Source organism: Mycobacterium sp. SMC-21, assembly GCF_045310825.1.
Classification (GTDB): Bacteria; Actinomycetota; Actinomycetes; order Mycobacteriales; family Mycobacteriaceae; genus Mycobacterium.
Window position 1 is genome coordinate 1 of the sequence record NZ_JBJIAO010000023.1, and the last position, 18,038, is coordinate 18,038.

Consider the following 18,038-nt stretch of genomic DNA (forward strand, 5'->3'; position numbering starts at 1 on the left):
ATGATCATCCTCGGGAAGGTGCGCCCACTTTCAGGCCGCCTCCTCGGGCCTCATCCACAGGTATTGATCATTGCTCCCATCAAGCTGACCACCATCCTTGGTTCTCGCTATCTGGAGATCACTCCCGCCGGGTCCGGCCAATTATCCGGCAACACAATCAAATTGAGTCATACCGACGTGCCTTACGACCTGCAGAAGACCTTGGCGGGTGCGACCGAGACACTAGGTCCGCTGGACGCCGATCGGATCGCTGAATCGGTACGGGTGATGAGCGGCAGCCTGCAGGGAGTGCCCGACGAGTTGCCGCAGGCCTTGACCAATCTGAATTCCCTTGCCGGGGTTATTCAGTCCCGGCGCGACCAGCTCGGCACGTTGATCACCAACGCCGATACCATCGCGGCGCTGTTGCACCGGCAGAAGGCCGACCTTGGTGCGTTGGTGTTGCAGGGCAACCAGATTCTCGGCGAGATCGCTACGCGGCGGGCGGCGATGCAGCGTTTGTTCGACGGGGTGACGCTGCTCGCCGACCGGGCGCACACGATCTTGGCCGACGAGCCGCAACTCGACGCGCTGATCAACAGCTTGCATGAATTCGCCAAGATGCTCGCCGAGCACGACGCGCTCGTGCGCAGCATCCTGCAGATTGCGCCGGTGGCAGCGCGCAACATCGCCAACGCGACCGGTAGCGGTAATGCTACGGACCTGACTCTGCCGGCGGGTTTGATGGTCGATTCGTGGGTCTGTGCGATCAGTGGTCGGGCCCGGCAGTTCAACATCGTCGAGTACTTCAAGGACTGCAAATGAGTAAGCGCGCCTTGATGATCGGCCTGGTTGCAGTTGCCACCGCGGTCGTCGCAGTGGTTGCCGCGGTAGTTGCGGTGCCGCACTTCTGGCACCGCAACATCACCGTCCGGGCACACTTCCAGGACGCCGTCGGGCTGTACCCCGGTAACGCGGTGTCGGTGCTCGGCATGCCCGTGGGCAAAGTCGATACCGTGGAGAACAAGGGCGGCTACGTCGAGGTCACCATGGACATCGACCGAAAAGTCCCGGTCCCCAGTGACGTCGTCGCGGCCACCGTCTCCGCCTCGATCCTCACCGACCGGCACATCGAACTGACGCCGCCGTACACCAGCGGACCCAAGCTGCGCGACGGTGACCTGATCGCATTGGGGAACACCAAGACCCCGGTTGAATTCGACAAGACACTGACCATGATGGACAAGCTGGGCACCGCGCTGCGCGGTGACGCCAATGGCGGTGGGCCGCTGGGCGATCTGGTCAATCTGGGCTCGCAGATCTCCTCCGGCAACAGTGAGCAGATCAAGTCGACTCTGACCAAGTTGTCCGAGGCGCTCAAGGTCGGCCCCGATGGCGGTGCCAAGACTGAGAAGAACTTGCAGGAGATCGTCCGGAGCGTCTCCGACCTGACCCAGTCCGCCGCCGAAAATGACAGTGCGATCCGCAAATTCGGCGGCGACCTGCACCAGTTGAGCGACATTCTGGCCGACCAGAACCTCGGTTCTGGCCGGACCGGCGCCAAGGCCAACGAAATCCTCCATGAGGTCAGCGGCCTGCTCGATCGGCACCGGGACCAACTGAAGGGTTCGTTCGGCGATCTCAACACTGTGGTCAGGTCGCTGTCGGACAACAAGCGCGAACTCGAAGAGACCATCGATGTCCTTCCGCTGGCGGTGGACAATGTTTACAACGTACTTGATCCGGTCGGAGGCAGCGCACGCGTACACCTTCCCACTGACAAGCTGCTGGCCAACAACTCGTTGAACAAGGAAATCTGCAACCTGATGGGGCTCAAGCAACTGGGTTGTGCAACAGGAACATTGCAGGACTACAACAGCGACTTCGGGCTGTCCACCATGCTGGATCTGATGGCCAATGGCATCGGCCCGTCCGGTCAAGGCGAGCCGCCCAAACCCGGGGCGGTGCCGGCTCAGCCGGCACCCGCAGTACCTGCCCAGGGAGGGCCGACCCGATGAGCCTGACTTTCGTACGGCGCAGCACACGGTGCGCCGGAGTACTCAGCGGTGTGTTGCTGATGACCAGTTGCGCCGCGGGACTGGACAGTGTCCCGTTGCCGTCGCCGGGGTCAGGCGGGCCCGTATACACGCTCAACGCGGTGTTCACCGACGCGCTGAACCTGCCGGCGAAGGCGAAAGTGCGTTTGTACGGCGCGGATATCGGCGAAGTCACCTCGATCGAAGCCGAGGACTTCACCGCAAAGGTGTCCATGCGGATCCGCAAAGACGTGCCGCTCCCGGTTGGCAGCACAGCTGAATTGCGTTCTGCCACACCGCTGGGCGACGTGTTCCTGCAGATTCGTCCGCCGTCGCGCAATGATGACGGTGGCCCATTGCTGCGCAATGGTGACACCATCGGACTGGGCTCCACGTCGGCTGCGCCGACGGTCGAGGAACTGCTCAACTCGTTGGCCATGCTGGTCAACGGTGGCGCCATCCGCGCATTGACCACCGATGTCAACGGGGCCGGCCGGGCAGTAGGTGGGCGTGGCGAGAAGTTGGCCGGGCTGATTTCGGAGACCAACCAATTTCTGTCCAAGATGACCGCGCGTACCGACCAATTGGACGCCACGCTGCGCGCAACGTCGAACATGGCCGCCGAGGTGGCGGGCCACCAGAACAGTATCGACACCGCGTTGACGGCCGGTGCGCCGGCGCTGTCGGTGATCTCCGACAACACCACGCGGATCATGGATGTGGTTGACAACGTCGCCCGGATCACCCGGCAGCTGGCCAAGTTCCCGTCGATGAAGGGCACCGACACCCGCAGCGTGGCCGCTGACGTCAACAACCTATCGCGGGTGTTCAACGAGATCGTGATGGACCCCAACTTGTCGTTGAACTCGTTCAACCGGCTGCAGTCCATTCTCATCAAGGCCACCGATTCCACCGCACTGCACGCAGATATGCTCCTTTCCAAGATCGCCATCGGCGCCCTACCGGACAAGAACTACGCAGGCGACCCCGGTATCCACGGCCCGGACGGCACCGACTGGCATCTGCTGATCGGCAGCCTGCGCTACGAGTGGAACATGCTGCTCGGCCGAGTCAACGGACCGGACCGCCCATGATCACCGCGCTGAATTCCGTACTGGCCGTGGCCATCCGGATCATCAAGGCGGTGGCCAGCCGCAAGGTGGTGCTGGCTCTGTTCGGTCTGCTGCTCACCGCAGTGATCGCCTTCGGCTACATCGCCATCGACGGCCTGCGGTTCAACCCGTTTCACCGGACCATTGCGATGCGGATCATATTGCCCGAATCCGGTGGGCTGCTGGCCAATCAGGACGTGACCCTGCGGGGCATCCCGATCGGCCGGGTCGAGGCGGTCAACCTCACCGATCACGGGGTGGAGGCGGTCGCCACTGTCGACAAGTCAGTCCGCATCCCGGCCGATAGCCCGGTGCGGGTGTCGGGCCTGTCGGCGGCAGGGGAGCAGTATCTGGACTTCCGGCCCGACAACGCCAATGGTCCGTATTTGAAGGTTGGCGCCGTCATTTCGGGCAAGCAGGCGAGCATTCCGTTGACCCTGCCGCACATCATCGATCACAGCCGCGGCGCTCTGGCACAGCTTGACGCCGACAAGCTCGGCAAGATGTTCAACGAATTGCACGTCACCAAGGACGGACCCCGCAAACTGTCGGCCATCCTCGACGGCGCCAGCCTACTGGCCAACACGGTGGATTCGGTGCTGCCGGAGACCACGAGCATGATCCGCACCACGCGGGTGGTGTTCGGCACCATCGCTGACGTGCGTCCGGGTTTGGCGGCCACCACGAACAACCTGACCAAAGTGCTGGGTGGCGTGAACAAGATGGACGGTGGCTTCCGCACCCTGGTGGATCGGGGCGAGCCGCAACTGGCGACGCTGGACAATCTGATCAGCGACAACCGGCAGAACGTCGTGCAGATCCTGGGCAACCTGACCACGGTGTCGCAGATCATCTATCAGCGCATCCCGGCGCTGCAGTATCTGTGGCGCCCGGACCGCGATTCGTTCATCGACCGGTTCGGCACCGTCGTGCATGACGGCGCTATCTGGGCCCTTGGTGACATCTATCCGAAGTACCGGTGCGACTACAACCTGCCCCGGCATTCACCGTCGGACGCCAGCTTCCCTGAGCCGTACAAATACACCTACTGCGAGAACCAGGACCCCTCGCTGCTGGTCCGCGGCGCTCGCAACGCCCCGCGTCCGCCGGGCGACGACACTGCCGGCCCGCCACCGGGATACGACCCGCACGCGGTGACCGACAAGACGCCGCACTATCCGGGCTACACCATCGACACCCCGTACGGTGGACCGTCGTTGCCGATACCGATGCCGAACTGACAAGCCACGAGATACGCATGAGTAAACGAACCAGCAGTACCGATGTCTTCGACCAATTGCGTGATGCAGAGACCGAGGCAGCTGAGTTGACCGAGTCGTCGGTCGATTCAGAGGACGTTGATGCCACCGACGCCGTTGCCACGGATGAACTTGTTGCACCCGCGCCCAAGCGGCGGGTTGGCCTGGCTGCCATGGTCTGCGGGTTGCTCTTCGCGCTGTTGGTGTCAGCGTTGGGTTATCTGGGCTGGCGCCAGTACGAGCAACACCAGGTCTCGATCGCAACCGCTGCCGCGTTGCAGGCGGCCAAGGACTACGCGGTGGTGCTGACCACGTTGGACGCCAAGAACATTGACGACAATTATCGCAAGTCACTCGATGGTGCCACCGGTGAGTTCAAGGATGCCTACAGCCAGGGTGCCACTCAGTTGCGCCAGGTGCTGATCGACAACAAGGTCTCGGGGACGGGCATTGTCGTTGCGGCAGCGGTGAAATCGGCGACGGCGAACCAGGTCGAGGTGCTGATGTTCGTCGACCAGTCGATCACCAACGCGTCCAACCCCAGCCCGCGGATCGACCGCAACCGGATAGACATGACCATGGAGAAGGTCGGCCGCCGGTGGCTGGCCAGCAAGGTCGAAATCCTATGACGGCCAAGCAATCTGACGTCGCCGAAGCTGAGGTCGAGGCCGAAACCGCTGACGTGGTCAGCGCAGAGTCCGTGATCCCCAAGACCACCAAAGTCTATACAGTTCGCCGCACGGTCTGCTGGGCAGTGGGCGTGTTGGTTCTCGCGCTGGGTGTAGCCGCCGGCACGACGGGATGGCTGCTGTTTGCTCAGCACCAGCGCGATGCCGAGGCTGCGCAGGCACTCGATGCGGCGCGTGCTTATGCGGTCACCCTGACCACCACCGACCAGAAGGTCATCGACAAGAACTTTGCCGACATCATCGACGGCGCGACCGGCGAGTTCAAGGACGCCTACAGCAAGGCTGCGGCGTCGATGCGAAAGATGTTGATCGACAGCAAGGTCAACACCACCGGCACTGTCAACGATGCGGCGGTCAAGGCGGTGCACGGCGACGACGTCGACGTGCTGTTGTCGGTGAAGCAGGTGGTCACAAGTTCCGGGGAGCCGGACCCGCGGACCGACTACGTCAGCGTCTCGATGACGATGCGCAAGGTTGGCGATCGATGGCTGGCCACCGAGGTGTTGCTGGCCGGAGCGGACGGTAAGCGTGGCAAATAGAGCCTGGGCGGTGGTCGGCGCAGCGGTCACCGCGATCGCTTTGACCGGTACGCCGACCGCCCACGCATCGATCGACGGATTCTGCAGTCAACTTGGCGCGGTCTGGGACGGTGGCGCGTGCACCGCAGTGGTCAAATCCCAGCGCGAAGCGGAAATGCTGCTGTCGCTGCGGGTTCCGGCAGAGTTCATCGACAACCCGACGGCCGGCCCGGTGCTGCGTGACTACTACACCCGCCTGTTCAACGGGTGGCGGAACACCGGCAACACCACGCCGCGCGACAGCAGCGCCAAGGCCGATTACGAGATCATTCCCGGTCCCGGTGGGGTGCAGTCGGTTGTGGTGCACGAGATGTTCGAGCCGTTCGGCATCCAGCCCAACAATGCCTTCCGATCCTTCGTGTTCGACATGAGCTCGGGGCGGCGGTTGTATCTGCCGGATTTGTTCCGGCCGGGAATCGATGGATACCAAGCAGTTTCGGCCGCCGCCGCACCGGTCCTGCCGCCGATACTCGACGCGGTACCTCCGCCGCACGCACCGGGCACCTACCCGTTCACCGTGCCGGAATTCCAGCCGGACAGCGCCGGCCCCGGGTACTCCGGCAGTTACCGGGCCTTCGCGCTCACCGGTGACTCCCTGCGGATCTACATGCCGGACCAGCCGATGGTGCGCGAAGACCCGACCCCACCGGGGCAACGCGTCTGGTCCATGGACGGCGGCACCGTCGTCGCAAACATCCCACTGGCAGCACTCGCTGGCAAGCTCAAGCCACAGTACGGCGGTTGACGAGTTGGGATCGACGACGACGCTGCTGCTGCTGCTGCTTCGCTCAGAAAGCAACGATCGAACCGCTATACGGCCAATTGGATACCGCTGGGCAACCACGTCCCTGTTACGCACCGGCCCGGCTTTGGTGCGCCCCGCGGTGAGCGCACCACCTGGGGGTGGGCGCGGCCGGCGTTGACTTACGTAGTTGCGACCGGTTCTCGGGGTGCTTGTGCTGCTGCGCTCCCTCTAGCGCCACTTCAACCATTCCACCCAGCTACTTGCGGCGACCTTCGAACGCCTACTACCGCAAGTCATTCCACCCGAACCGACCAGCGGAACACCGCGTGAGCGCCTCATCGAACTGCTCTCCCGGCGAGCTGACCTTCTCGCCGAAGCGCCGGTGCACGTCACCACCCTTGCCTGAGCGGCCCTGGGCCCCACCGAAACTCCCAGGTTCGTAGCAGAGGGCACGCATCCCCCACTGCCCACACCCTGCGCGCCCGCGTCGTCGAGCAATACCGGCAACCCTTCGACAACATCCTGCAAAGCCCCGACGCCCGCCCGTAACTCGGCGACCTCGACGTCGAACTCGCCGTATGCGTGGGCTTGACCCCAGTTGGTGGACACAGGATCAGGCGGCTTGTGCCGTCTGATTGATCCGGTTTTCGCATTCCACCGGGGTGATCATGCCGATCGCGGAATGGCGTCGGCGGCGGTTGTAGACCCGTTCGATCCAGTTACCGACGGCGAGCTTAGCGGCCGCTTTGGTCGGCCACAAGTACCGGTCATAGAACTCGACTTTCAATGTAGCCCAAAAAGATTCAGCCGCGGCGTTGTCCCAACACACCCCGGTCCTCCCTACTGAACGAGCGAGATCGTAGGTTCGGGCCAGGTGGGCCATCTGTGCGCTGGTGTATTGGCAGCCACGGTCAGCGTGAAATACCACCTGCCGGGTAACTGCCCACGGGCCACGGCCATCGCGACCGCGGCCTGCACTAGATCGGTGTGCAGATGGTCCTCGATGGCCCAGCCGATGATCCTCCGCGAATGCCCATCGCGCACAGATACAGCCAGCCCTCGCCGGTTCGCAGGTAAGTGATGTCACTGGTCCACACCCGGTTGATCGCACCGGCATCGAAGCGACGTTTGACCAGGTCCGGGATCGGTGGTGCATCCAGATCCGCGACCGTGGTCGCCGGCGCGAACGACCGTGGGCTGATCACGGCCAGGCCCTGGCGCGCCAGCGAGGCGGCCACGGTCTTGCGGGACACCGTGCGGCCTTTTTCACGTAGGTCAGCCAGGATCCGCGGTGCCCCGTACACCCCGTCAGAGGCTTCGTGAGCGGCCGCTACCGCGGCATCCAGACCGGCACGGCGCACCGCAGCCGCACCAGGTGCGGCGGCCGCGTTGGTGCGCCATTTGTAGAACCCCGAGCGGGACACCTCCAAGAGTCGGCACATCCGATTGGGGTCTGGGCCCAGCACGGCCGCGGTCCGACGTGCCGATCTCGATGCCGCTGTCGCGGCCGCGCACACCGCCTCTGATGGGGTCTACGGGGCACCGCGCATCCTGGCCGATCTGCGTGGGAAGGGCCGCACGGTGTCCCGTAAAACGGTGGCCGCTTCGCTGGCGCGCCAGGGCCTTCACGGGATCAGTCCACGGACGTTCGCTCCGGTGACCACGGTGGTGGATCTGGACGCCCCACCGATCCCTGATCTGGTGAAACGCCGTTTCGATGCCGGGACGCTCAATGCGGTGTGGACCAGCGACATCACCTATCTGCGCACCGGGCAAGGCTGGCTGTATCTGTGCGCGGTCCGTGATGGGCATTCCCGGCGGGTCATCGGCTGGGCCATCGAGGACTACCTGCATACCGATCTGGTCGAGTCGGCGGTCGCGATGGCGGTGGCTCTGCGCGCCGACCTGCCCGAGCAGGTGATCTTCCATGCGGATCGGGGCTGTCAGTACACCAGTGCGCAGATGGCTCGGGTTGCCCGCACCCACAATCTGGCCCGTTCGGTAGGGCGTACAGGTGTGTGCTGGGACAACGCTGCCACTGAATCATTCTGGGCCACACTGAAAGTCGAGTTCTACGACCGGTACTTGTGGCCCACCAAGGCGGCCGCTAAGCTCGCCGTCGGTGACTGGATCGAACGGATCTACAACCGCCGCCGACGACACAGCGCGATCGGCATGATCACACCGGTGGAATACGAAAACCGGATCACTAAGACGGCACAAGCCGCCTGACCCTGTGTCCACCAAACGGGGTCAAGCCCAGTTACAGATAAGCGGATCAGTCCGCGCTAGCGCCGAAGGCGCGGGCTCCACTGCCGCAGCTAGTCTGCCGCAATGCGACTACGGGTTTCGTAAACCCCACACCATCTTCGATACCCGTAGGAGCTCCCGAATCTGCCCGGCGCCGCAAGTGCACCACCGCGTCACGAATTCTCGTTTCGGCACCTCGCTCCTGGGCGGCTACACACTTCCCGACGGCTTCACGGCCGCCGACAGCAACTTGGGGGTATGTAGCAGATGCTGGGCGTAGTCGAGAAGCACACGATGGAGCAGTTCGTCGGGCACGTCGCGCAACCGCGCATCGGTTACAACGCCGGAAACTCCGCCGATGATCATCGATGTCCCGATATGGTGGGCGACGTCCGCGTCGGGGCCATCAAGCAGCGTGATCAGCTTCACGACGGCGTTCTCCAACTCGACATGCGTCTTCGCGAGCGTGCTCATGGCCGGGTCGTTCTGCACAATTGCGCTGAGGCCCCTATGGCGCACCGCCAGTTCGACAAAGCCGCTGGCGGCGACTTCGCGCCGCGAATGGGGGTCGGGAAGCGCGTCGGCGATACGTATTACGCGAGCGATGTCCTCGAGTAACGGCTGTGCGACGGCCCTCACGATCTCGTCTTTGGTGTGAAAGTGGTAGTACACAGCGGCTTTGGTCACCTCAAGCCGGTCGGCAATCATCTGCAAGGTCGTGCCCTTGACACCGTACTCAGCGAATAATTCCAAAGCCGCCTGGACGATACGGTGGCGTACGAAGCCACGTGATGACGTCAAGTTTCCTCTGCCAACCTTTCGGGGAGTTTATGCGGGCTGCGTGCGCACTGGATGAATGATGCCTCAGCGGCGGATGTGATGTCACTCACCTTCGGCTGGGGTTGCCCATCGTTAGCCATGGAAGCTAAATTAACCAGCCAGTTGGCAAGTTAGATTTGTCATCGCGGCTATAGTGCAGCGATCAGTCACGTTGGAGCCGATGTGCGCATCATTCAGACCATTTCGTTACGCCGGCATCGTCTGCTCGACATGTTGGTCGCCCCAAAGCGGCAGATCGCGGCCATCATCGGGGCGTACTTCCGGTGGCCATACATTGTTTGCATACCGCCCAAACGCCAGCAGTCGACCGGACGCGCACCTGCAGCTGATCAGTCTGCATCACGCCACGTCTAGACAGTAGGAGCGCAGAACACTGTGGCACTGTTTGCTTGGGGCCGACGATGAGAAAGTTCATGGGTCAAAGTGACGTCAAAATGACTTCGATGACACGCAAAGCGTTGAGCAACAATACTGCTGGAGATGCAGCGTCAGCCGAAAGTTTCCTTCACTCCGATGGCAGCATTGTCATACCGGACGGCATCACGCTGACGTCGTTCCTGGAGCGCAACCGCGCGGCGATGGGCGAGAGTCCGTCGTACCGGTTCATCGACTACGCGCAGAACCCTGACGGCGAGATCATCGAACTCAGCTGGAACGGCCTGTGGGCTCAGGTCAACGCCGTTGCGGCCCGGCTCCAGCAGGTCACCGCTCCCCGCGACCGGGTGGCGATCCTCGCGCCGCAGGGCGTCGACTATGTCGCGGCGTTCTTCGCGGCCGTGCACGCCGGGAACATCGCCGTGCCGTTGTTCGCGCCGGCCCTCGCCGGGCACACCGAGCGCCTGGCCGCGGTGCTGGCCGACGCCAAGCCGGCCGCGGTGCTCACCACCACCGCGGCCGCCGAAGCGGTCCGCACGTTCATCAAGACGCTGCCCGCCGCCGAGCGCCCGCGGGTGATCGCCGTCGACGCCGTGCCGGACACCCTCGCCGAGATGTACGTGGCCCCAGAGTCCCGCACCGACGACGTCGCCTACCTGCAGTACACCTCGGGCTCGACGCGCACGCCTGCCGGCGTGGAGATCACGCATCGGAACGTGTGCACCAACGTCATTCAGATGATCCTGGCCGGCGGCCTGGACACCGACATCCGCAGCGTGAGCTGGTTGCCGCTGTATCACGACATGGGCTTGATCATGATCATGTTCCCCGCGCTGTGCGGCGGCCAGATCAGTCTGATGGACCCCATGGCGTTCGTCCGCCGGCCCTACCGGTGGATCCGGCGCCTCGCCGACGAGGCCGCCCACGGCCGCACGTTCGCGGCCGCACCCAATTTCGCCTTCGAGTTGTGTGCGCAGCGTGGCCTGCCGCCGGCCGATGAACCGCTCGACCTCAGCAATGTGGTGACGCTGCTCAACGGTTCCGAGCCCGTGACGCTGCCGTCCATCGAGCAGTTCATGGAGGCCTTCAAGCCCTACGGGCTGCCCGAGACCGTGGTGAAGCCGTCGTACGGCATGGCCGAGGCGACGCTGTCGGTCGCCAGCATCGGCGCGGACGAAAAGCCGTGCGCCACATATCTGGACCGCGAGGAGCTCGCGGCGGGCCGGGCCGTCGTCGTGGGCCGGCACGCGGACGGCGCGGTGCCCCACGTGTCGTGCGGGCAGGCCATCCCGGACCAGTGGGTGACGATCGTGACGCCCGACGGCGATGAGGCCGCCGACGGCACCGTCGGCGAAATCTGGTTGCACGGCAACAACATCGGCCGGGGCTACTTCGGCCGGCCCGAGGAGTCCGAGCGGGTCTTCGGCAACAAGCTGCAGACCCGTCAGACCGTCAGCCACGCCGATGGCGCTGAGGACAACGCATTGTGGTTGGCCACAGGCGATCTGGGCGTTTACGTCGGCGGCGAGCTGTTCGTCACCGGCCGCATCAAGGATCTCGTCATCGTCGACGGACGCAACCATTACCCGCAGGACATCGAGGCGACGGTCAGCCGCGCCTCGTCGGCGGTGCGGTCCGGCTACGTGACAGCCTTTGCTGTGCCTGGTGATTCGGGTGAACAACTGGTCGTGGTGGCCGAGCGTGCGGTGGGTGCCGGGCGTGCCGAACTGGGGCCTGTGGCCGAGGCGGTGCGGGCTGCGGTGTCGCGTCATCACCAGGTGCGCGTCGCCGAGGTGCGACTGGTTGCGGCCGGCCGCATCCCCCGTACGACGTCGGGAAAGCTGGCCCGCACCGCCGCGCGGGCAGAGTTTCTGAACGGTCAATTCCACTGACGTCCTGCTGAAGAATGACAGCTCCTAGTCAGAGTTCAGCACCGCCCGAACCGATGAAACAGATAGATGGTGACGGATGACTACGGATGACTTCGCTCAGACCGAAGATTTCCATGGCTGGAATCGCTGTTGCAGAATTCAGCCTCGATCACGGACCGACCGCTACCCCTCCCACCGCAAATATGGTGGTCCGCATCTGAGACACGAAACCCCGCCCCGGGAGTGCCCCCAGCCAGCGACGCACCTAGAGCGCGTAGAACTAGCCCATCAACCCGTGACCTGGCGCTCACCCTGGATGGGCAATCGCACGACGTTCGTCGTGAAGTACCTGAACGATCACTACCGAATACACCTACCTCGAGCGATCGCACGTGGAATCGTCGTCGAGTACCTTTACCTGGTCGCCGACCATTTCAGAATCGACCGCTACCGCGCACAACGATTCTTGACCGACGAAGCCTTGCGCGCGAGCGCTTTGGACATCCTGGGATCACCACCCCTAATGTTCGAGCTTGGACTGATACAAATGAGGACGATGTCGTCGAAACGCACGCTCCCGGTAATTCTAGAGACTGATGGGCCTGGGGTTGACCCCTGATGGTGGACACCTAACTGGTGGGACTGCTGGTCCCGCGCGAAGGATGTCCGGTATGTCGGGCAAGCGCAAGAAGTACACCCCGGAGTTTCGGGAGCAGGCTGCCCGCCTGGTGATCGAGACGGGCAGCCCGATTGCGCACGTGGCCGTGGAGATCGGCGTCGGTGAACAACTGCTGGAGCGCTGGGTGCGCCTGGCCCAGCAACGCGCGAGCGGCACCGATACTGACGCGGTGCTCGATGCTGATGTGCGTGCCGAGTTGGAGCGGCTGCGCAGAGAGAATGCTGAATTGCGTTTGGACCGTGAGTTTTTGAAAAAAGCCGCGGCCTTCTTCGCCTCCGAACAGAACCGGTAGAGGCCTACCAGGGTATTGCCGCCGAGAAGGCCAACTACAGCATCGTACGGATGTGCCGACCCTTGGAGGTGTCCCGCTCGGGGTTCTACAAATGGCGCACCAACGCGGCCGCCGCACCTGGTGCGGCTGCGGTGCGCCGTGCCGGTCTGGATGCCGCGGTAGCGGCCGCTCACGAAGCCTCTGACGGGGTGTACGGGGCACCGCGGATACTGGCTGACCTACGTGAAAAAGGCCGCGCGGTGTCCCGCAAGACCGTGGCCGCCTCGCTGGCGCGCCAGGGCCTGGCCGTGATCAGCCCACGGTCGTTCGCGCCGGCGACCACGGTCGCGGATCTGGATGCACCACCGATCCCGGACCTGGTCAAACGTCGCTTCGATGCCGGTGCGATCAACCGGGTGTGGACCAGTGACATCACTTACCTGCGAACCGGCGAGGGCTGGCTGTATCTGTGCGCGATGGGCATTCGCGGAGGATCATCGGCTGGGCCATCGAGGACCATCTGCACACCGATCTAGTGCAGGCCGCGGTCGCGATGGCCGTGGCCCGTGGGCAGTTACCCGGCAGGTGGTATTTCACGCTGACCGTGGCTGCCAATACACCAGCGCACAGATGGCCCACCTGGCCCGAACCCACGATCTCGCTCGTTCAGTAGGGAGGACCGGGGTGTGTTGGGACAACGCCGCGGCTGAATCTTTTTGGGCCACATTGAAAGTCGAGTTCTATGACCGGTACTTGTGGCCGACCAAAGCGGCCGCTAAGCTCGCCGTCGGTAACTGGATCGAACGGGTCTACAACCGCCGCCGACGCCATTCCGCGATCGGCATGATCACCCCGGTGGAATGCGAAAACCGGATCAATCAGACGGCACAAGCCGCCTGATCCCGTGTCCATCGAAAGGGGTCAAGCCCAGGCCCGGGGGTTCGTGCAGTCAGTTTGCTTGACTTTTGCTGACGACATCCACCGAGGAACCGGCCAGACCATCTGCTGCTACGGCGAATAGGAACCGATCGAGAGCTGCTAGCTAAACATAGGACATCACTGGTGCCGACTGCGCGCCCAAGCCTCCGAGCTACCTGGTAAACGACTCAACTCAAAGACCGCAACTCGTGTCGCAAGTGGCCAAGTCCCCCCTCGGACACAGTTTTCTTAGCTACATACAGCAAATACGCTCTACAGTTCGTTTTATGCATTTGCCGCATGGTTAACGCTGGCGACGAATGTCCTCGAATCCGTGTCGCAGATGGCCGAGTCGCCTTCTGGACACCCCCTCGGACACGTCCGGCGACACGGCTGAATCCAGCGGTCGCTGCGACCCGATTACCCCCGCAAGGTCATCATGGGCGCCTCGTTGACACTCGTGTCGACCTGGCCTTATAGCGAAACGTACCCTCACCGGTGATGACGCCCGCCGCGACGCACGGTCACAAAGCGAAACAATCCGCATACACGTACTATTAACTGTAAACAGTTTGTATGCGATTGGAGGTGTCGCCGGCCATGGAAGCACTAACCCCACGCACCGCACAGAAGGTCGGATTGTCGCGCGGCGCCTTCTACCGGGACGCACGCGAAGGCCGCCTCGACCGCATCGCACGAGGCATATATCTTCCCGCCGAGGCCCCAGCGATGGACTGGGATCTGATCGAAGCCTCAACGCGCCGACCTGACGCGACCATCTGCTTGACCTCCGCGCTGGCCCACTACGACCTCACCGACGAGATACCCGCCACCGTGGACGTCGCGATCCCGCGCGGCTCCCGCACACCGGCTGGCCGCGCTGCCATCACCTGGCATCACTTCGATGCGGCCACATTCGACATCGGACGCGACCAGATGACGATCCCCGGCTCGAATCAAACGATCGGGATCTACTCCCCCGAACGTTGCATCGCCGATGCCTTCCGCCTGCGTGGCTCGGTCGGCTACGAGCTCGCTCGTGATGCGCTGCGGCAGTGGCTGCGCGCAGGCGGCAAACCGGCACTACTCATGGACATCGCCGCGCGCCTGCCGCGCGCGAAAACCCCGGTCCTGCAAGCACTAGAGATGTTGACGTGAGCCGCGGCGACGAGGTGTTCCGCCACATCCAGGGCACCGCACGGTCCGCCGCAGCACAGAGCGGAGCCGGTGCACCGACACAGGAATACCTGATACGGCACGTACTCGAATCGTTTCTGGACCGCCTCACCCGAACACCTCACGCCAAGGACTTTGTACTCAAAGGCGGAATCTTGTTGGCCGCCTATGGAGTTCGGCGTCCCACCAAAGACGCCGACGCCAATGCGATCAGTGCCGATGTCGATGCCGAGCACCTCATACAGGTGGTTCGTGACATCGCCGCAGTCACCATAGATGACGGACTGCAGTTCGATCTCGCCACGATCGCCGTCCAGGAGATCCGTGAACAGTCAGAGTATCCCGGTCTGCGCGTACGAATCGCCGCAACCGTTGGGCCGTGGAAAGGGGTAGCGGCGTGGGACGTGTCCACTGGTGATCCGATCGTCCCGCCACCACGGCACGTGACCATCGATCGGATCCTCGGCGAACCGATCACCCTCCTGGGATATGCACCGGAAACGACGATCGCCGAAAAGGGCGTGACCATCCTCGAACGCGGAATCACCAGTACCCGCTGGCGTGATTACGTCGACATCGTGCAACTCGCTCGCGCCGGCATCGATTCGCACGAACTGCTCCGCTCAGCGCGGGCGGTCGCCGTCCATCGCGGAGTAAATCTGGGACCCGTCGCACCGCGACTAGCCGGTTACGGCGCTGCCGCACAAGCGAAATGGGCGGCATGGCGCCGCAAGGAACACCTCGAATCAGCTTGCGAACAAAACCTCGACGACCAAATCGCTCTCGTTGCCGCCCACCTCGATCCAGTCTTTCGCCACGGACCCGAGTGAACTACCGGCATCTACCGGCGCGGGACCGGGTCCGTACCTAGCGGAGGGATATCAATGACGATCACTGGCGGCCGTGAGCGATTTCCCGGCGAGTTGGATGAACTGCGAGCTGACAACGCGCGCCTACGGCACTTACTTGAATTGACCGAGGAACAGGCCCGCGCCGCACGCAGCGACCAGGCCACCCTAACTGGTGCCCCGACGCCACCTGTCTGCATGGAGTCCAGCCCCGCTGACAAGGTCAGGTTCTATTTCGACCTATTCCGTTGCCGCACCGATGTTTACGCCCAGCGATGGGAAAACCGCAAAGACGGCCGATCAGGCTGGATGCCGGCGATCGAAGGCTATTGGCGCAAAGGCATGAACCGTGCCGATGCCCCGTACCTGACATTGACCCCTGAGGTCGTGAGCTCACATCTCCGCGGTGATGTCCACATCGGTTTATATCCGCTGGGCGATGACGACACATGCTGGTGGGTAGCAGCAGACTTCGACAAAGAAGCGGCGATGCTCGACGCCCTCGCGTACACGAAAGCCGCTCGCTCCCATAATATTCCGGCAGCGCTGGAAGTATCCCAGTCCGGCCGCGGCGCCCACGTGTGGATCTTTTTCGCGCACGCGACATCAGCCTCCGTCGCGCGCGGGATCGCCACCAGCCTGCTCGCCGAAGCCTTCCGGCTGCGCGGCAGCATGCGCCTGAGCAGCTACGACCGCTTGTTTCCTTCCCAGGACGTGCACACCGGCCGCGGAGTCGGCAACCTGATCGCGGCACCACTCAACGGCAAACGCCGCCAGCACGGCACCACCGTCTTCCTTGATCCGGCAACCCTTGAACCGTACGAGGACCAGTGGGCATATCTGTCGAGCATCGCGCGACTGTCCGCCAAAGAGACTGCTTCCCTTGCCCGCCAGCTGCCCAGCCCCCAGATCGGGCACAACGTTCGGCGGCTGCAACTGCCCACCTCATCGAAAATCGTCCCCCGCCCCGCGGCGATCGTGCGAGCCGCGTTCGATTCACGAATCACCCTGACGTCCACCGACCTCGGCCCAGCCATGATTTCGGCTGTCAAACACGCCGCCTCCATCCGCAACCCCGAATTCGACGTACGGCAGCGAGCACGGCGAAGCACGTGGGATACCCCGCGCTATCTATATAGCTACGACGAAACCGCCGACGGCAACCTAACCCTGCCACGCGGCCTGCACCAACTGCTCAGCGACCTCGTCAGCTCAGCCGAGAGCACCCTCAAGATCGAGGACCACCGCGTCATCGGTGAGCACCACGAATTCACCTGCGCCACAACACTGCGCGAGACCCAGTCAGATGCTCTGAAGAAGCTCCTCAACCACGACACAGGCGTACTGATCGCACCCCCAGGAACCGGAAAGACGGTCATCGCCTGCGCGACAATCGAAGCACGTGCCACCTCAACGCTCGTTCTTGTCGACCGCAAAGCACTCGCTGACCAATGGCGAGACCGAATCCACCAACACCTCGACTTCAAATGCGGCCAGATCGGCGGCGGACGATCCAAGACCACCGGAGTTCTCGACATCGCACTACTGCCAACCCTGGCGCGTCGCAACAACATCTCCGAATTAGCGGCCGGATACGGCTTCATCATCGTCGACGAATGCCACCACGTCGCAGCAAGCGCCTTCTTCAAAGTCCTCGGCCAGATTCCCGCCCGATTCTGGCTGGGCCTGACCGCGACTCCGGAACGGCGAGATGGACTCGAAGACCTGATCTACCACCAACTCGGTTCACACCACGTACAGATTGAAAGACCCACCGCAGGCCAACTGCCCACCGACAGCGCCGAACTGTCAACACCGCACCCGGTACTGCACCTCCATCCGACACAATTCCGCTACCTCGGCGACGCTGACCCACGAGAACCAGGCGGGATGGCCGACATCTACCGGACGCTGGTCGCCGATGAGCAACGGCTCGACCAAGTCGTCGGCGACGTCCTGACCGCTGCCGATAAAGGCGCCAACATCCTCGTCCTCACCACATGGGTCGACCACCTCAACGCCATCGCTGAACGGCTCACCGCTGCAGGACGATCAGTCACCGTATTGAGCGGAGGCATGAAAGCCGCCGAACGGCGCGGCATCACCGAAATGCTTGCCACAAGGACACCGAATACGGAACCGCTCCTGATCGTCGGCACCAGTTCGTTCATAGGCGAAGGCTTCGACTGCCCAGCCCTCGACACGCTATTTCTGGCAGCACCGATCACGTTCAAGAATCGTCTCGTCCAGTACGTCGGCCGCGTGACACGGCCGTACCCCGGCAAGACCACCGCGACCGTGCACGATTACCACCACGAGCTCACCCCGGTCATCGCCTCATCACTGAAGAAACGAGCGCCCGGCTATATCACGATGGGATTCCCAAACCCGCGGACCCGCAGCTGACGGACG

At 63.3% G+C, this 18,038-nt stretch carries 15 protein-coding genes and 1 pseudogene; 13 read left to right on the forward strand and 3 right to left on the reverse strand.

Annotation, left to right across the window (positions count from 1 at the left end; all coding sequences use genetic code 11):
• From ACJH6H_RS20070 to ACJH6H_RS20100, 7 genes are all read left to right on the forward strand, one after another.
• On the forward strand, positions 1-804 hold an 804-nt coding region (locus ACJH6H_RS20070), incomplete at its 5' end, for an MCE family protein (RefSeq protein WP_406775654.1).
• Positions 801-1,997 (forward strand): MCE family protein, encoded by a 1,197-nt coding sequence (locus tag ACJH6H_RS20075; protein WP_293021487.1) that lies wholly within the window; start codon positions 801-803, stop codon positions 1,995-1,997. The genes ACJH6H_RS20070 and ACJH6H_RS20075, both read left to right, overlap by 4 nt.
• Positions 1,994-3,109 (forward strand): MlaD family protein, encoded by a 1,116-nt coding sequence (locus ACJH6H_RS20080; protein ID WP_293021485.1) that lies wholly within the window; start codon positions 1,994-1,996, stop codon positions 3,107-3,109. Before ACJH6H_RS20075 ends, ACJH6H_RS20080 begins: the two co-directional genes overlap by 4 nt.
• The gene (locus tag ACJH6H_RS20085; protein WP_406775655.1) at positions 3,106-4,368 is read left to right on the forward strand and encodes an MlaD family protein; all 1,263 of its coding nucleotides are present in this window, start codon (positions 3,106-3,108) and stop codon (positions 4,366-4,368) included. Before ACJH6H_RS20080 ends, ACJH6H_RS20085 begins: the two co-directional genes overlap by 4 nt.
• Before the next feature lie 17 nt (positions 4,369-4,385).
• Positions 4,386-5,015 (forward strand): Mce protein, encoded by a 630-nt coding sequence (locus ACJH6H_RS20090; RefSeq protein WP_293021481.1) that lies wholly within the window; start codon positions 4,386-4,388, stop codon positions 5,013-5,015.
• Entirely contained in the window at positions 5,012-5,614 is a 603-nt protein-coding gene (locus ACJH6H_RS20095; RefSeq protein ID WP_406775656.1) for an Mce protein, read from the forward strand. The genes ACJH6H_RS20090 and ACJH6H_RS20095 overlap by 4 nt, the downstream gene beginning before the upstream one ends.
• 10 nt (positions 5,615-5,624) lie before the next feature.
• Entirely contained in the window at positions 5,625-6,398 is a 774-nt protein-coding gene (locus ACJH6H_RS20100) for a hypothetical protein (RefSeq protein ID WP_406775657.1), read from the forward strand.
• A 613-nt stretch (positions 6,399-7,011) separates the two neighbouring features.
• On the opposite strand, the gene ACJH6H_RS20105 is transcribed toward ACJH6H_RS20100, so the two are convergent.
• Together ACJH6H_RS20105 and ACJH6H_RS20110 are read right to left on the reverse strand one after the other, a co-directional pair.
• Entirely contained in the window at positions 7,012-7,281 is a 270-nt protein-coding gene (locus ACJH6H_RS20105; protein ID WP_293021475.1) for an integrase core domain-containing protein, read from the reverse strand.
• A 94-nt stretch (positions 7,282-7,375) separates the two neighbouring features.
• Complete coding sequence (locus ACJH6H_RS20110) at positions 7,376-7,840, reverse strand: IS3 family transposase (protein ID WP_293021473.1); 465 nt, start codon at positions 7,838-7,840, stop codon at positions 7,376-7,378.
• A gap of 4 nt (positions 7,841-7,844) precedes the next feature.
• On the opposite strand from ACJH6H_RS20110, the gene ACJH6H_RS20115 reads away from it, so the two are divergent.
• Positions 7,845-8,630 carry an IS3 family transposase gene (locus ACJH6H_RS20115; protein WP_346416280.1) on the forward strand — a complete coding sequence of 262 codons (786 nt, stop codon included), beginning with the start codon at positions 7,845-7,847 and terminating at the stop codon, positions 8,628-8,630.
• Between the two features lie 228 nt (positions 8,631-8,858).
• On the opposite strand, the gene ACJH6H_RS20120 is transcribed toward ACJH6H_RS20115, so the two are convergent.
• A complete protein-coding gene (locus ACJH6H_RS20120; protein ID WP_293021469.1) occupies positions 8,859-9,449 on the reverse strand; it encodes a TetR/AcrR family transcriptional regulator in 591 nt (196 codons plus the stop codon).
• Between the two features lie 482 nt (positions 9,450-9,931).
• Between ACJH6H_RS20120 and ACJH6H_RS20125 the strand changes: the two genes are divergently transcribed.
• From ACJH6H_RS20125 to ACJH6H_RS20145, 5 genes and pseudogenes are all read left to right on the forward strand, one after another.
• On the forward strand, positions 9,932-11,755 hold the full coding sequence (locus tag ACJH6H_RS20125) for a fatty acyl-AMP ligase (RefSeq protein WP_346416281.1): 1,824 nt from the start codon (positions 9,932-9,934) through the stop codon (positions 11,753-11,755).
• A gap of 641 nt (positions 11,756-12,396) precedes the next feature.
• A pseudogene (locus ACJH6H_RS20130) lies at positions 12,397-13,584 on the forward strand (IS3 family transposase).
• Positions 13,585-14,190: 606 nt separating this feature from the next.
• Complete coding sequence (locus tag ACJH6H_RS20135) at positions 14,191-14,760, forward strand: type IV toxin-antitoxin system AbiEi family antitoxin domain-containing protein (RefSeq protein ID WP_346414636.1); 570 nt, start codon at positions 14,191-14,193, stop codon at positions 14,758-14,760.
• A complete protein-coding gene (locus ACJH6H_RS20140; protein WP_212812038.1) occupies positions 14,757-15,608 on the forward strand; it encodes a nucleotidyl transferase AbiEii/AbiGii toxin family protein in 852 nt (283 codons plus the stop codon). The genes ACJH6H_RS20135 and ACJH6H_RS20140 overlap by 4 nt, the downstream gene beginning before the upstream one ends.
• A 54-nt stretch (positions 15,609-15,662) precedes the next feature.
• Positions 15,663-18,032 (forward strand): DEAD/DEAH box helicase, encoded by a 2,370-nt coding sequence (locus ACJH6H_RS20145; protein WP_212812039.1) that lies wholly within the window; start codon positions 15,663-15,665, stop codon positions 18,030-18,032.
• The last annotated feature ends 6 nt before the right edge of the window (positions 18,033-18,038 follow it).